Here is a 14,212-nt window from a genome sequence, read left to right as displayed (position 1 = left end):
CGCCGGTTCTCGGGAAACGGCTCGCCAGTTGCACTTTCGCGGCTCAGGACCGCTTGGCCAGCCACTCGGCCTGCATCACCAGCAGGGCCATGATCTCCAGCCGCGGGGTGTCCGGGTCGAGTTCGCGATACCGCTGATAGACGTTGACGACGACGCGTTCGGCGTCCAGCCAGGTCGCGTACTCGCCGAGGTCGATGCTCTCGGCGGCCTCGGCCCACGACAGGCCCGCGCGGTAGGCGGCCTCGGCCCGTTCGGAGACGTGCGTGAGATAGCCGCGGACCGCGCGGATTCCGTCCGGGTCGGTGACCGGGCCGTGGCCGGGCACCACGATGGGTCCGTCCAGCGCGATCATCGCGTCGCACGCGGCGATCCAGTTGGCGATCGGGCCGGCCCACACGATCGGGGTGCAGCCGATGAACAACAGGTCGCCGCCGAACAGCACCCCGACGTCGGGCACGTGCACCACGGAATCCGCGGCGGTGTGAGCGGGGCCCAGGTTCAGCAGATCGACCCGCCGCCCGCCGACCTCGACGGTCAGGTCGCGGTCGAACGTCTGATCGGCGTTGCGGACCGTGATGCCGCTGAAGTCGAAGTGCCCGAAACGATCTCGCGCGTACGGGGTCGCGACCGGGCCGAGGTTGGCCGTCTGCGCCATGGCCAGCATCTCGGGGGCCATCCCATGCGCGATCTCGTCGGCGGTGCCGCGGGCGGCGATGATCCGCACCGAGCGGTCGAGCAGTTGGTTGCCGTGGGTGTGGTCGCCGTTGGAGTGGGTGATCAGGGCGTCGGTGATGGGCGCGGAATCCGTGATCGGCCGCATCGCGGCGAGCATTTCGCGGGTCAGCGCCAGGTCGAACAGGGTGTCGACGAGCAGGGACGCACCGTCGCCGGCCACCAGCCCGGCATTGCTCCACCCGTAGCCGCCGTCCGGCAGCGTCCACGCCCACACCCGGTTGCCGACCTCGTGCAGGCCGCGGGTGTAGGGCACCTTCGCGGGCGCCCGGTTGACCCGGGCGGGGGCGGGCGCGGCGTCCGGGTTGGGCCGCGGCTTCAACGGATGCGGCGCGGCGGTGGCGCGGACGGTTTGCCGGGTCTCGCCCAGTCCCTGGACCCGGAGCGTGACGACGTCGCCGTCGTGCAGCCAGCCGGGGAACGATTCCAGCGCGGTCGGGTTGAGGTGCTCGACGAGCGTGCAGGTCGGCACGGTGCCGGAGCCGATGACGTCGCCGGGGCGCAGCGTCACGCCGCGCGAGGCGTAGGCGATGACCTCACCGAAGGTCCAGTCCATCTGGGCGGTCGAACCCGAACCGATCACGGCGTCGTTGACCAGGGCGGTCACCCGCAGGTCGAGCCTGCCGGGAAGTGAGGGGCGGCGGTACGGTTCAAGCTCGTCGGGCGTCACCAGGTAGGGGCCCAGCGTGACGCCGCTGTCCTTGCCCTTGCCCTGCCCGATGGCCAGCTGGCTCTCCAGCTGCTGCAGGTCGCGCGCGGACCAGTCGTTGAAGATGGTGTAGCCGACGATGGCTTCTTCGGCTTCCTCCACCGTCAGGTCCCTGCCGGTCGTCCCGATGACGGCGGCGATCTCCAATTCGAAGTCCTGCCACGCGCTTCCGGGTGCGGTGGGGGCGTCGTCGTAAGGACCCAAAACCGTTGTCGGGCAGGCGAAGTAAAACGCGGGAATGCGGTACCACGTGTCGGCGAGCGCCCGGCCGGCGCCCAGCGCGGCCTGGCAGTTGCGCATGTGGTCCAAAAAGCACAGGGAGTCCCGGATCGACGGGGGCCGCGGAATCGGCGCCGCCAACGTCACCTCGTCCACGCGCACCACCGCCGACGGCGAACGCAGCGCGTCCTCGCCGGCCTGGCGCAGCCCGTCGGCGCCGCGACCGATCAACTCCAACAGCGTCACGCCCGGCGGCATCGCATGGATGGTGTCGCCGGCGAGCACGCCGGTGCGTTCGCCGTGATCGCTTCGATAGGTCACCCATTTCATTCGCGCACCACCTCGCTTGGTTTCTTGTCGGGACGCAGCCCGCGCCAACTCGTTTGGCGCAGCCGGTCATCCGGGGTCCATTCGCTGTAGCGGACCTCCCCCACCAGAACGGGCTCGACGAACGTCACGCCCTTGGCGTCGAGGGTGGAAAGCGGGGCGTCGAAGGGAGATCGTTTGGTGTGCAACGGTGCCAGCGTCTTCTTCAGGTTCGCCAGGTCGCGTTCGGTGAAGCCGGTGCCGACGCGTCCGGCGAAATGCAGCCCGCCCTCACCGGGGATGCCCATCAGCAGCGAGCCGATGCCGCTGGTGCGCCCGCCCTCGCCGGCCTTCCACCCGCCGATGACGACTTCCTGGGTGTTCCAGTACTTTTCCTTGATCCACGACGCCGAGCGCCGGCCCGGCTGATAGCTGGAGTCGCGCTTCTTGGCGACCACGCCCTCCCAGCCGTGTTCGCGTGAGTGCTCGAGCGCTTCGGCGCCGTCGCCGGGCAGCAGTCCGGGAACGATGAGATCGCCTGCGCCGGCGAGGGTTTCCAGCAGCTTTCGCCGGTCTTGGTAGCGCGCCCGTAGCAGCGAGCGGCCGTCCAGGTAGAGCAGGTCGAACGCCCAATACTCGACGGGGGTGCCGCGGCTCCGGTTCTGCATTTCGTTGAAGCCGGGCACACCGGACTTGTTCAGGACGACGGCCTCGCCGTCGAGCACAACGTGGTGGTCGTCGAGATCTGCTGCCAGCGAACGCAGTTCGGGATATTCCTGGGTGACTTCGCGGCCGCGCCGGGACCGCACCCGCAACGCGCCGTGGTCGGCCTCCACCAGGAGCCGGTAGCCATCCCACTTGCCTTCGAAGGCCCACTGGCCGGCCTTGAGGGCCGCCACCGAGCCCTCGGTGGCGAGCATGGGTGTGATCGCGTCGAAATCGAAAACCCTCTGGTCTTTCATCCTGTGCGCCAGCCACTGATCGCCGTTGGTTTGGATCAGCGCGTAGCGACCCGAGATTCGGCTGCCATGCAGGTTCACGATGACCTCCCCGTTTTCGGCGGAGTCGCGGAACTTCTCGGTCTCGTAGGTGCCGGAATCCCAGATGATCACCTTGCCGGCGCCGTATTCGCCTTTGGGTATGGTGCCCTCGAAGGTGCCGTATTCCAGCGGGTGATCCTCGGTGTGGACCGCCAGGTGGTTGACCGACGTGGTCTCGGGCAGGTTTTTCGGCACCGCCCACGACACCAGCACGCCGTTTCGCTCCAGCCGGAAGTCGTAGTGCAGCCGGCGGGCGTGGTGCTCCTGAATGACGAACGTATTTCCGTGGCCGGCAGCGGGTTTCGTGGCCGGCACCGGCTCCGGTGTCTTCGACGCGTCACGCATGCTGCGGTACTTGGTCAGCCGATCGCGGACCGGCGCGTCGGCGTCCAGCGACGCCAGCGGATCGCCGTCGCGCGCCACCCGGGCCAGGACCTCGTCGTAGCGCAATTGGCGAATCCCCGGGTCTTCCAGTTCCTTCCAGGTGCGCGGCGCCGCGACCGTCGGATGCGGGCGCCCGCGCAGCGAGTACGGCGCGATGGTGGTCTTCGAGCCGTTGTTCTGACTCCAGTCCAAAAACACCTTGCCCGCCCGCAAGCTCTTGGTCATGGTCGCCGTGACCAACGTGGGCATCGACTTTTCCAGTTGTTGCGCAACGCGTTTGGCCAACACGGTGGCGCCCCTGCTGCTCACCGGCTCGTCCAGCCGGGTGTAGAGGTGCAACCCCTTGCTGCCGCTGGTGAGCGGAAAGGTGGTCAGCCCGATATCGGCGATCAGGCCCCGCACCGCATGGGCGACCTCGCACAGTTGGGTCATCGTCACGCCCTCGCCGGGATCGAGGTCGAACACCAATCGCGTTGCGGGGCCGGGCTTGAGTTCCTCGGCCCCGCCTCGGGTCCACTCGGCGACGAACCTCCACTGCGGCACGTGCACCTCGAGCGCCGCCTGCTGCGCGATCCAGGCCAGCGCGTCCGGGCTGTCGATGATCGGGTACGTCGTCGTTCCGGACCGGTGCGTCACGCTGGCCCGCGGCAGCCAGTCGGGCGCCGACGACGCCAGCTGCTTTTCGAAGAATGAGTCCCGCTCGACGCCGTTGGGCCAGCGCTTGCGGGTCGCCGGGCGTCCGGCGGTGTGCGGCAGCATCACCCCGGCGATGCGGGTGTAGTAGTCGAAGACGTCCCCTTTTGTGACGGCCCTTCGGCCGTCCTCCGTCGCGGGGTACAGCACCTTGTCGGCGTTGGTCAGCTTGACCCGCGCCTGCGCCGTCGCACCCATGGTGTCAACCTACGTGTTTCCGCCGCGGCACCGGTACCGTCGACATCGTGGTTCGGCTGAACAGCGCCACGCTCGGCCGGCTGCCGATCGCGGCGCCGGGCTATGACCGTCATGGCGTCGGGGTCGGCATCGCGCATTTCGGGGTCGGCGGCTTTCACCGGGCACACCAGGCGATGTACATCGACCGGTTGCTCGAGCGGGGGGCGCGCGAATGGGGCATCTGCGGAATCGGGGTGATGCCGGCCGACCGGCGCATGAGAGACGTGTTGCGCGCCCAGGACGGCCTGTACACGTTGGTGTTGGAGCACCCCGACGGAAGCCGGGAAGCGCGGGTGATCGGCTCGATCGTCGACTACCGCTACGCGCCCGACGACCCGGCGACGATCGAGCTGCTGGCCGCGCCGACGACCCGCATCATCTCGATGACCATCACCGAGGGCGGCTACCACATCCGAGACCCGGAATCCGTGTTCGGGCTGATCGTCGAGGCCCTGGCCCTGCGTCGTGACCGCGGCATCGCCGCGCCGACGATCATGTCGTGCGACAACATCGAGCACAACGGCGACGTCTCGCGGCGGGCCGTCATCGCGCACGCCGAACTGCTGCGCCCCCGCCTGGCCGGCTGGATCGCCGAGCACGTCCGCTTCCCGGGTTCGATGGTCGACCGCATCACGCCGGTCACCACCGGCGACATCGTGGCCGCGGTGCGGCGCGACTTCGGTGTCGACGACGGCTGGCCGGTCGTGGCCGAGGCGTTCGCCTCCTGGGCGCTCGAGGACGACTTCGCCGACGGCAGGCCGCCGCTGGAAGAGGCGGGCGTTCTGCTGGTCGACGACGTCGGCCCGTACGAGGCGATGAAGTTACGGCTACTCAACGCCGGCCATCAGTGCCTGTGCTACTTCGCCGCGCTGTGCGGCTATGCCGCGGTGCACGATGCCGCGCGAGACCCGTTGCTGGCCGAATTCCTGCTGGCCTATTTCGATTCCGAAGCGACGCCGACGCTGCGGCCGGTCCCCGGCATCGACCTGCGCGCCTATACCCGCGGGCTCATCGAGCGTTTCGCCAACCCGGGAGTGCGCGACACCGTGGCCCGGTTGTGCGCCTACTCCTCGGATCGCATCCCGAAATGGTTGCTTCCGGTGATCCGCGACAACCTGCGCACCGGCGGACCGATCCGGCTGGCGGCCGCGACGGTCGCGGGCTGGGCCCGCTACGCCGAGGGGGTCGACGAGCGTGGCGAACCGATCGAGGTCGTCGACCACCTCGCGGGCTCGCTGGTGCCCATCGCGCGCACGCAGCGGCGGCATCCGACCGCCTTCGTCGAGAACGCGGCGCTGTTCGGGGATCTGGCGCGGGTCCCGCGCTTCGTTGAGGCCTATCGCTGGGCGCTGGACTCGTTGCACAGCCGCGGGACACGGGCGACGCTGGAGGCGTTGCTGCACGACGAGCTGGAGGGGGCGAGTCGATGAGCCGGGGGCTGGTAATCGGCGAGGCGCTGATCGACGTCGTCGACGGCCACGCCGAACACGTCGGCGGCAGCCCGCTCAACGTCGCGGTCGGCCTCGCCAGGCTGGGGCGCGCCGTCGACTTCCTGACCCATATCGGCGACGACGAACCGGGCCGTCGCATCGCCGATTACGTCAAAGCCTCGGGCGCACAGCTTGTTCCGGGCAGCACCCGCGCCTCGCGGACGCCGACCGCGGTGGCGACGATCGCCGACGACGGCTCGGCCGCCTACGCATTCGACCTGGAATGGCGGCTCTCCGGCACGCCCGAAGTCGCGCCGCCGTTGTTCGTGCACACGGGATCCATCGCCGCCGTGCAGGAGCCCGGATGCCTGGCGGTCGCCGCGCTGCTCGACACATACCGCGTCTCGGCCACCGTCACCCTCGATCCCAACGTGCGCCCGTCGCTGATCGTCGACCGGGACCTGGCCCGCGCACGCATCGCCCACCTCGTCGAGCGCAGCGACATCGTCAAGGCCAGCCACGAGGACCTGGCCTGGATCGATCCCGACCACGACCCGGAGCGGACCGCCCGAACCTGGCTGGCGTCGGGGCCCGCGATCGTCGTCGTGACCATGGGCGATCGGGGCGCGGTGGCGTTCTGCGCGGCGGGCGAGGCCCGGGTGGCCGCGCGGCCGGTCCGGGTAGTGGACACCGTCGGGGCCGGTGACGCGTTCATGGCCGGCCTGCTCGACGCGCTCTGGGCTCTGGGTCTGCTGGGCGCCGACCGGCGAGCCGACCTCGGCCGGCTCGGGCTCGACGCGCTGACGGCGGCGCTCGAGGCGGCCAGCCTGGCGTCGGCGCTGACGATCGGCCGCGCCGGCGCCGACTTACCCGACCGGGCCGCCCTGCGGGACCAAACAACCTGGCGGCGTTGACAACGCCGGCCGCAATCTCGCCGCGCCGTTACGCTCGCGGGTATCGACCCCCGCCCGCTGTTACGCGGCGAGCAGTGTGGGCATACTGACTTACATGCGCTCCATCTGGAAAGGTTCGATCGCGTTCGGGCTGGTCAACGTTCCGGTCAAGGTATACAGCGCCACCGAGGACCATGACATCAAGTTCCATCAGGTGCACGCCAAGGACAACGGCCGCATCCGGTACCAACGCGTGTGCGAGATCGATGGCGAGGTCGTCGAATACCGCGACATCGTCCGCGCCTACGAGTCCGACGACGGCCACATGGTGGTGATCAGCGACGACGACATCGCCACCTTGCCCGAAGAACGCACCCGCGAAATCGAGGTGCTGGAGTTCGTCCCGGCCAGCGAGGTCGACCCGATGATGTTCGACCGCAGTTACTTCTTGGAGCCGGATTCGAAGTCGGCCAGATCCTATGTGCTGCTGGCCAAGACGCTCGCCGAGACCGATCGGATGGCGATCGTTCACTTCACCCTGCGCAACAAGACCAGGCTGGCGGCGTTGCGCGTCAAGGACTTCGGCAAGCGCGACGTGATGGTGGTGCACACCCTGTTGTGGCCCGACGAGATCCGCGATCCCGACTTCCCGGTGCTCGACAAGGAGGTCGACATCAAGCCCGCCGAGCTCAAGATGGCCGGGCAGGTGGTGGAGTCGATGGCCGAAGACTTCAACCCCGACCGCTACCACGACACCTACCAAGAACAGCTGCAGGAGCTGATCGACGCGAAACTCGAAGGCGGCGAAGCGTTTACCACCGAGGAGCAGCCCAAGGAACTGGACGAGACCGAGGACGTCTCCGACCTGCTGGCCAAGCTGGAGGCCAGCGTGAAGGCGCGCTCCGGTGACGGCGACAAGGCGCCGGCCAAAAAGGCGCCCGCGAAGAAGGCTGGTTCGGGGGCCAAGAAGGCCCGTTCGAGGGCCGCGTCGAAGTCCTGACCGCGTCCCTCAGCGCCGTCGCGTTGACACGAAGCGGAACGCCGCGGCGAAAAGGTTGATCACGGCCACGATGATGATCAGGCTCAGCGCCGCGCCCCAGATCCGCAGGAAACCGGCGTGCTCCGGATTGGTGAGTTCGGTGTAGATCAGCAGCGGCAGCGAGGCCATGTTGCCGTGAAAGATGTCAAGGTTGATGGAGCGGCTGTAGCCGACCAGCACCAGCACCGGCGCGGTTTCGCCGACAACGCGCGCGACGGACAACAACACGCCGGACACGATGCCCGGCATCGCGATCGGGAAGACGATCCGCACGATAGTCTTCCATTTGGTAACCCCCAGCGCATAGCTGGCTTCCCGCAGGTCGTCGGGCACCAACCGGAGCATCTCCTCGGCGGACCGCACCACCACCGGCAACATCAGCAACACCAACGCCAGCGACACGGCGAAGGCGCTCTGCTGGAATCCCAGGGTCGCGATCCAGAGGCTGAAGATGAACAGCGCCGCGACGATCGAGGGCACCCCGGCGAGGACGTCGACCATGAAGGTCGTCACCCGCACCAGCCGGCCGGATCCGTATTCCACCAAGAACACCGCGGTCATCAAGCCCAGCGGCACGGACAGGACGGCGGCCGCCCCGGCCTGGACGACCGTCCCGTACAGCGCGTGGTAGACGCCGCCGGCAAACTCCTCCGGCAGCACGCCGCGCAGCGAATGCGTCCACCAGCCCGCGCGGGTGACGGCGTACCAGCCGCGCGCGACCACCACCCACAGCACCCAGACCAGCGGGACCAGGGCCACGACGAAGGAGGCGACGAAAAACGTTGTCGCGGTGTTGTTCGTGATCCGCCGCCGAATGCTCAGGTGGTTGAAAACCTCCGCTTTGACCGGTCGGTCGAGCGCGTCGGTGCTCGTCGGCGGGCTCATCCGTTGACCTTCCCGCCGGCGATCGCACGGGCGGTCGCGTTGACGACGAACGTCAGGACGAACAGCGCAAATCCCGCGGAGATGTAGGCGCCGGTCGGCAGCGGTTCGCTGAATTCCGCTGCCGCCGAAGCGATCTTGGAGGCGAAGGTATAGCCGCCGTCGAACAGCGACCAATTTCCCGGGCGGGCGGCCGAGCGCAAAATGATCAGCACCGCGACGGTCTCTCCCAGAGCGCGGCCCAGCCCCAGCATTGACGCGGCGATGACGCCGCTACGACCGAACGGCAGCACGGTCATCCGCACCACCTCCCACTTGGTGGCGCCCAGCGCCTGCGCCGCCTCCATCTGAATCCGCGGGGTCTGCCGGAACACTTCTCGCGATACCGACGTGACGATCGGGAGGATCATCACCGAGAGCACGATGCCGGCCGTGAAGATGGTGCCGCCGCCGGCCAAGGACACGTTGCCGTGCCTGAACAAAAACAACCAGCCCAGATTTCGGTTGAGAAATTCCGCGACCGGCTCGAGTTTGGGCGCCAGCACGAAGATTCCCCACAACCCGAAAATGATCGACGGCACCGCGGCCAGCAGATCGACCATCGCACCGAACGGACGCGCGAGCCGATTGGGCGCATATTGGGTGAGGAACACCGCGATCCCCACCGCGATCGGCACGGCCAGCACCAGCGCGGTGATCGAACTCAGCACCGTGACCATGAACAGGTCGCGGATGCCGAACGCCAGGTGCTCGGCCTTGGTGGTATTGAATTCGGCGCTGGTGAAGAAATTCGCGTGGTCCGCGCGCAGCGATGGGATCGCCCGAACCAGCAGGAATATCGCGATCAGCGCGATCGCGATGACGATCGTCGAACCGGCCGCCGCGGCGACCAACTTGAACAGTCGGTCGCCGCGCCGCGCCTTGTGCGGATCAGTCACCCTCAGGCCCGGCTGGGCACCGGTCGACGGACTGGCGATTGCTCCGCGCGTCATGACACCCCGGATCACGCGATGGCGTTGACCGAAGTCGACAACCTCGACTTGAACGAGTCCGGAATGGGGATGTATCCGTTGTCCGCCAAGCCGTTCTGGCCGGCGCCGATCGTGCTCTGCAGGAACGCCTTGACGGCCGTACCGACCTGGGAATCGGGATACTTCGAGCACACGATCTCGTAGGTCGCCAGCACGATCGGGTAGGAGCCGGCCTGCGTCGGCTTGTAGAACGACACCGTGTCGAGCACCATGTCGTTGCCCTGCCCCGTGACGGTGGCCCCGGAAATCGTCTTGCCGACGGAGTCGGCGCTGATCGCCACCGGATTCGGCCCGGCCGACGTGATGATCTTCGCCATGTTCAGATTCTGCGCCTTGGCGAACGACCACTCGTTGTAGGTGACCGATCCTTCGGTGGCCTTGATGGCCGCCGAGGTGCCGTCGTTGCCCTTGGCGCCCTCACCGACACCGCCGTTGAACGCCTTGCCGGCGCCCTTGCCCCACGCGCCGTTGGACGCCGCGTCGAGGTAGTGCTGGAAGTTGTCCGTGGTCCCGGACTGGTCGTTGCGGAACACCACGTGAATCGGTTCAGCGGGCAGGATGGCCCCCGCGTTGAGGTTCGCGATCGCCGGGTCGTTCCAGGTCGCGATGACGCCGTTGAAGATCTTCGCCGCGGTCGGGCCGTCGAGGTTAAGCGAACTCAGGCCCTTGACGTTGTAGGTGATCGCGATCGGGCCGAACACCACGGGCAGGTTCCACGCCGGTGAGCCGCAGCGCTGCTGGGCCGCCGCGTACTCGTTTTGGGCCAACGGCGAGTCCGACCCACCGAAATCGGTTTGATTGCCATTGAATTCGCTGATTCCGGCACCCGAGCCATTAGCGGTGTAGTTCAAGGTCTGGCCGGGGCAGGCCTGCTCGAACGCGTTGACGAAGCGGGTCATCGCGTTGGCCTGGGCCGTCGACCCGCTGGCCTTCAGCGTCTTCTTGCCGCCGCAACTCACCTTGCCCGATGACGCGCCCGTCGTCGACGCGCTTCCCCCAGCTGCATTGTTGTCATTTCCACATCCGCACAACACCAGCGCGGCGCTAGCCAGGACACTCAGCGCGGCGCCAAATCGGTTGAGTTTCAATTCAGTTCCTTAACAGTAGGGATGAAACATCGCCGCCGCCGGTGGCTGCGGCTCACCAACCAGCCATCTCTCGCAGCCATGAAGCTAACAGTAACAAGGTTAACGGTCGGCGAATTTTGCACGGACGTCATCACCGGCCGGCCGGGCGCGCAATCGCCGCCTTGGGCGGCGTTACATCGCCACGCCCGTATGACAAACTAGAACCTGTTTCAGAAATGCCGTGATCGGCGGCGGCCGCGTTTTGCTACCGTTTCGTCGACAACTGAAATAGAGAGGCCGCAATGATCCTTGACAGGTTCCGTCTCGACGACAAAGTCGCCGTCATCACCGGTGGCGGCCGCGGCCTCGGTGCCGCCATCGCGCTGGCTTTCGCCGAGGCAGGCGCCGATGTCCTCATCGCGTCGCGCACGCAATCGCAACTAGACGACGTCGCCGAGCAGGTCCGCGCGACGGGCCGGCGGGCCCACACGGTCGCCGCCGACCTGGCCCACCCGGAGTCGACCGCGGAGCTCGCCGGTCAGGCCGTCGCGGCCTTCGGGAAACTAGACATCGTCGTCAACAACGTCGGCGGGACCATGCCCAACACCCTGCTGACCACCTCGACCAAGGACCTCAAGGACGCGTTCACCTTCAACGTCGCCACCGCCCACGCGCTCACCACCGCGGCGGTGCCGTTGATGCTCGAGCACTCCGGCGGCGGCAGCATCATCAACATCACCTCGACCATGGGCCGGCTGGCCGGGCGCGGGTTCGCGGCCTACGGCACCGCCAAAGCCGCGCTGTCTCATTACACCCGGCTGGCGGCGCTGGACGTGTGCCCACGCGTCCGGGTCAACGCCATCGCACCGGGGTCCATCCTGACCTCCGCGCTGGACGTGGTGGCCTCCAACGAGGAGCTGCGCGCACCGATGGAGAAGGTGACGCCCATGCGCCGCCTCGGCGACCCCGACGACATCGCCGCTGCCGCAGTCTATTTGGCGTCGCCCGCCGGCAGCTTCCTGACCGGCAAGACGCTGGAGGTCGACGGTGGCCTCACCTTCCCCAATCTCGACTTACCCCTCCCGGACCTGTGACCCATGACGCGCGAGCAGACGCGGAATCGCACCGCCGGGGCACCTGGCGTGCGATTCCGCGTCTGCTCGCGGTCCCGTCCCCACCGCTAAGGAGCTAGCCATGGCCATACCCGTCGTTCAGCTGGGCACCGGCAATGTCGGCGTCCACGCACTCAAAGCGCTCATCACCAACCCCGCGTTCGAACTCACCGGCGTGTGGGTGTCCTCGGACGCCAAGGCCGGCAAGGACGCGGCCGAGCTCGCCGGACTCGCGGATTCGACCGGCGTGCTTGCCAGCACCGACCTGGACGCCGTGCTGGCCAGCGGTCCGCAATGCGCCGTCTACACCGCGATGGCCGACAACCGGCTGCCCGAAGCCCTCGAGGACTATCGGCGCGTTCTGGCGGCCGGGATCAACATCGTCGGCAGCGGCCCCGTCTTTCTGCAATACCCATGGCAGGTCCTTCCCGAGGAACTCATCAAACCGTTGGAAGACGCCGCGCGCGAAGGCAATTCGAGCCTCTACGTCAACGGCATCGACCCGGGCTTCGCCAACGACCTGCTGCCGCTGGCCCTGGCCGGCACCTGTCAGAACATCCAACAGATCCGGTGCATGGAGATCGTCGACTACGCCACCTACGACAGCCCCGTGGTCATGTTCGACGTGATGGGCTTCGGCAAGCCCCTCGACGAGATCCCCATGCTGCTGCAGACCGGTGTGCTGAGCCTGGCGTGGGGCTCGGTGGTGCGGCAGCTGGCGGCGGGCCTGGGCGTGTCGCTCGACGAGGTCGCCGAGGTGTACGTCCGCGAGCCGGCGCCCGAGGACTTCGACATCGCCTCGGGGCACATTCCCAAGGGCAGCGCCGCGGCCCTGCGGTTCGAGGTGTTCGGAATGGTCAACGGCGACCCCGTCGTCGTCCTCGAACACGTCACCCGGTTACGCGAGGACCTGTGCCCCGATTGGCCGCAACCGGCCCAGCCCGGCGGTTCCTACCGCATCGAGATCACCGGCGAACCGTCGTATGCGGTCGACATCTGCCTGAGCAGCCGCCTCGGCGACCACAACCACGCCGGACTGGTCGCCACCGCGATGCGGGTTGTCAACGCGATTCCCGCGGTGGTGTCGGCCCCGTCGGGCATCGTGACGACCCTCGACCTGCCGCTGGTCACCGGTCGGGGCCTCTACGTCCCTGGGTGACCCCACATCACCTGATGGCGTCGACCGCAGCCCTCAACCACAACTTCCACGCGTCCGGCACGGGCACGTATCCGTTGTCGGCCAAGCCGTTCTGCCCGTTGCCGATGGTGCTCTGCAGGAAGGCCTTCACGGCCGCACCGACCTGCGGATCCGGATACTTCGAGCACACGATCTCGTAGGTCGCCAGCACAATCGGGTAGGCGCCCTGCTGCTTCGGCCGGTAGAACGACATCAGGTTGAGCGCGAGGTCGTTACCCTGCCCCGCGACCGTTGCTCCGGCGATCGTCTTGCCGACCGAGTCGGCGCTGATCGCCACCGGATCCGGCCCGGCCGAGGTGACGATCTTGGCCATGCTCAGGTTCTTCGCCTGCGCGAACGACCACTCGTTGTAGGTGATCGCCCCTTCGGCGGCCTGGACGGCCGACGAGGTGCCGTCGTTGCCCTTGGCACCCTCACCGACACCGCCGTTGAACGTCTTCCCGATGCCCTTACCCCACGCGCCATTCGAGGCCGCGTCGAGATAGCGCTGGAAGTTATCCGACGTTCCGGACAGGTCGCTGCGGAAGATCACGCGAATCGGCTCGGCGGGCAGGGCGGCTCCTTTGTTCAGCCCCTGGATCGCGGGATCGTTCCAGGTGGCAATGCCGCCGTTGAAGATCTTGGCCGCCGTCGAGGCGTCGAGCACGAGCGAACTCAGCCCCTTGACGTTGTAGGTGATCGCGATCGGGCCGAACACCACCGGCAGGTCCCACGCTTTCGAGCCGCAGCGCTGCTGCGCCGCGTCGTGCTCGTTCGGCGCCAGTGGTACGTCCGAGCCGCCGAAATCGGTTTGGTTGCCCGTGAATTCGCTGATTCCGGCGCCCGAACCATCGGGCGTGTAGTTCAACGTCTGACCGGGACAAACTTGTTCGAACGCTTTGACAAAACGGGTCATCGCGTTGGCCTGGGCCGTCGACCCGCTGGCCTTCAGCGTCTTCGTCCCGCCGCAACTCACCGTCACCGGCAGCGGCGTCGTTGTCGAACGCCCGCCGGCCGTGTTGCTGTTGTCACGTCCGCACCCTGACAGGACCAGCGCGGCGGTGACCAGGACACTGAGCGCGGCGCCAAATCGGTTGAGCTTCAATCCAGTTCCTCACCACCACAGGGATGAAGCGCGACCGTCGCCGTCCTCGCCGCATCGCGCCAACCAGCCATCTATCGCAGTCATGAAGCTAGCAGCTGCATGGTGAACGGCTGGCAAATTCTGCCTGGGGGTTCGCTGCGCGATGGGTCAGGTCGT

General features: G+C 67.6%; 11 protein-coding genes. 5 read left to right on the top strand and 6 right to left on the bottom strand.

Annotation, left to right across the window (positions count from 1 at the left end):
- Positions 1 to 43: 43 nt before the first annotated feature.
- Together G6N25_RS14460 and G6N25_RS14455 are read right to left on the bottom strand one after the other, a co-directional pair.
- Positions 44 to 1,990 carry a fumarylacetoacetate hydrolase family protein gene (locus tag G6N25_RS14460; RefSeq protein ID WP_083077220.1) on the bottom strand — a complete coding sequence of 649 codons (1,947 nt, stop codon included), beginning with the start codon at positions 1,988 to 1,990 and terminating at the stop codon, positions 44 to 46.
- Positions 1,987 to 4,281, bottom strand: a complete 2,295-nt coding sequence (locus G6N25_RS14455; protein ID WP_083077222.1) for an ATP-dependent DNA ligase — start codon at positions 4,279 to 4,281, stop codon at positions 1,987 to 1,989. Before G6N25_RS14455 ends, G6N25_RS14460 begins: the two co-directional genes overlap by 4 nt.
- Positions 4,282 to 4,328: 47 nt before the next feature.
- On the opposite strand from G6N25_RS14455, the gene G6N25_RS14450 reads away from it, so the two are divergent.
- The 3 genes from G6N25_RS14450 to ku all read left to right on the top strand — a co-directional run bounded on the left by G6N25_RS14450 (position 4,329) and on the right by ku (position 7,643).
- On the top strand, positions 4,329 to 5,750 hold the full coding sequence (locus G6N25_RS14450) for a mannitol dehydrogenase family protein (protein WP_232065804.1): 1,422 nt from the start codon (positions 4,329 to 4,331) through the stop codon (positions 5,748 to 5,750).
- On the top strand, positions 5,747 to 6,664 hold the full coding sequence (locus tag G6N25_RS14445) for a carbohydrate kinase family protein (RefSeq protein WP_083077223.1): 918 nt from the start codon (positions 5,747 to 5,749) through the stop codon (positions 6,662 to 6,664). Before G6N25_RS14450 ends, G6N25_RS14445 begins: the two co-directional genes overlap by 4 nt.
- Before the next feature lie 94 nt (positions 6,665 to 6,758).
- Positions 6,759 to 7,643 (top strand): non-homologous end joining protein Ku, encoded by an 885-nt coding sequence (gene ku / locus G6N25_RS14440; protein WP_083077231.1) that lies wholly within the window; start codon positions 6,759 to 6,761, stop codon positions 7,641 to 7,643.
- A 9-nt stretch (positions 7,644 to 7,652) separates the two neighbouring features.
- On the opposite strand, the gene pstA is transcribed toward ku, so the two are convergent.
- The 3 genes from pstA to pstS (G6N25_RS14425) are packed head-to-tail and all read right to left on the bottom strand — an operon-like array spanning position 7,653 to position 10,683.
- Positions 7,653 to 8,567: a phosphate ABC transporter permease PstA gene (gene pstA, locus G6N25_RS14435; RefSeq protein ID WP_083077225.1), complete on the bottom strand. Its 915-nt coding sequence runs from the start codon at positions 8,565 to 8,567 to the stop codon at positions 7,653 to 7,655.
- Entirely contained in the window at positions 8,564 to 9,556 is a 993-nt protein-coding gene (pstC, locus tag G6N25_RS14430) for a phosphate ABC transporter permease subunit PstC (RefSeq protein ID WP_083077233.1), read from the bottom strand. The genes pstA and pstC overlap by 4 nt, the downstream gene beginning before the upstream one ends.
- Positions 9,557 to 9,567: 11 nt before the next feature.
- Positions 9,568 to 10,683, bottom strand: coding sequence for a phosphate ABC transporter substrate-binding protein PstS (gene pstS / locus G6N25_RS14425; protein WP_083077227.1), 1,116 nt, complete (start codon positions 10,681 to 10,683; stop codon positions 9,568 to 9,570).
- A 281-nt stretch (positions 10,684 to 10,964) separates the two neighbouring features.
- Between pstS (G6N25_RS14425) and G6N25_RS14420 the strand changes: the two genes are divergently transcribed.
- Positions 10,965 to 11,756 carry an SDR family oxidoreductase gene (locus G6N25_RS14420; protein ID WP_163672456.1) on the top strand — a complete coding sequence of 264 codons (792 nt, stop codon included), beginning with the start codon at positions 10,965 to 10,967 and terminating at the stop codon, positions 11,754 to 11,756.
- Between the two features lie 100 nt (positions 11,757 to 11,856).
- On the top strand, positions 11,857 to 12,933 hold the full coding sequence (locus G6N25_RS14415; protein WP_083075954.1) for an NAD(P)H-dependent amine dehydrogenase family protein: 1,077 nt from the start codon (positions 11,857 to 11,859) through the stop codon (positions 12,931 to 12,933).
- A 7-nt stretch (positions 12,934 to 12,940) separates the two neighbouring features.
- Here the strand turns inward: G6N25_RS14415 and pstS (G6N25_RS14410) are convergent, their stop codons facing one another.
- On the bottom strand, positions 12,941 to 14,056 hold the full coding sequence (gene pstS / locus G6N25_RS14410) for a phosphate ABC transporter substrate-binding protein PstS (RefSeq protein ID WP_083075955.1): 1,116 nt from the start codon (positions 14,054 to 14,056) through the stop codon (positions 12,941 to 12,943).
- Positions 14,057 to 14,212: the final 156 nt, after the last annotated feature.

It is taken from the genome of Mycobacterium heidelbergense (assembly GCF_010730745.1).
Classification (GTDB): domain Bacteria; phylum Actinomycetota; class Actinomycetes; order Mycobacteriales; family Mycobacteriaceae; genus Mycobacterium; species Mycobacterium heidelbergense.
This window is presented reverse-complemented; position numbering and strand designations above follow the sequence as displayed.

What these genes read in the sequence shown, in the direction of transcription:
- G6N25_RS14415 (WP_083075954.1), top strand. Translation starts at nt 11,857, where the DNA reads ATGGCCATACCCGTCGTTCAGCTGGGCACCGGCAATGTCGGCGTCCAC.
- pstA (WP_083077225.1), bottom strand. Translation starts at nt 8,567, where the DNA reads ATGAGCCCGCCGACGAGCACCGACGCGCTCGACCGACCGGTCAAAGCG.
- pstC (WP_083077233.1), bottom strand. Translation starts at nt 9,556, where the DNA reads ATGACGCGCGGAGCAATCGCCAGTCCGTCGACCGGTGCCCAGCCGGGC.
- G6N25_RS14445 (WP_083077223.1), top strand. Translation starts at nt 5,747, where the DNA reads ATGAGCCGGGGGCTGGTAATCGGCGAGGCGCTGATCGACGTCGTCGAC.
- G6N25_RS14420 (WP_163672456.1), top strand. Translation starts at nt 10,965, where the DNA reads ATGATCCTTGACAGGTTCCGTCTCGACGACAAAGTCGCCGTCATCACC.
- ku (WP_083077231.1), top strand. Translation starts at nt 6,759, where the DNA reads ATGCGCTCCATCTGGAAAGGTTCGATCGCGTTCGGGCTGGTCAACGTT.
- G6N25_RS14455 (WP_083077222.1), bottom strand. Translation starts at nt 4,281, where the DNA reads ATGGGTGCGACGGCGCAGGCGCGGGTCAAGCTGACCAACGCCGACAAG.
- G6N25_RS14460 (WP_083077220.1), bottom strand. Translation starts at nt 1,990, where the DNA reads ATGAAATGGGTGACCTATCGAAGCGATCACGGCGAACGCACCGGCGTG.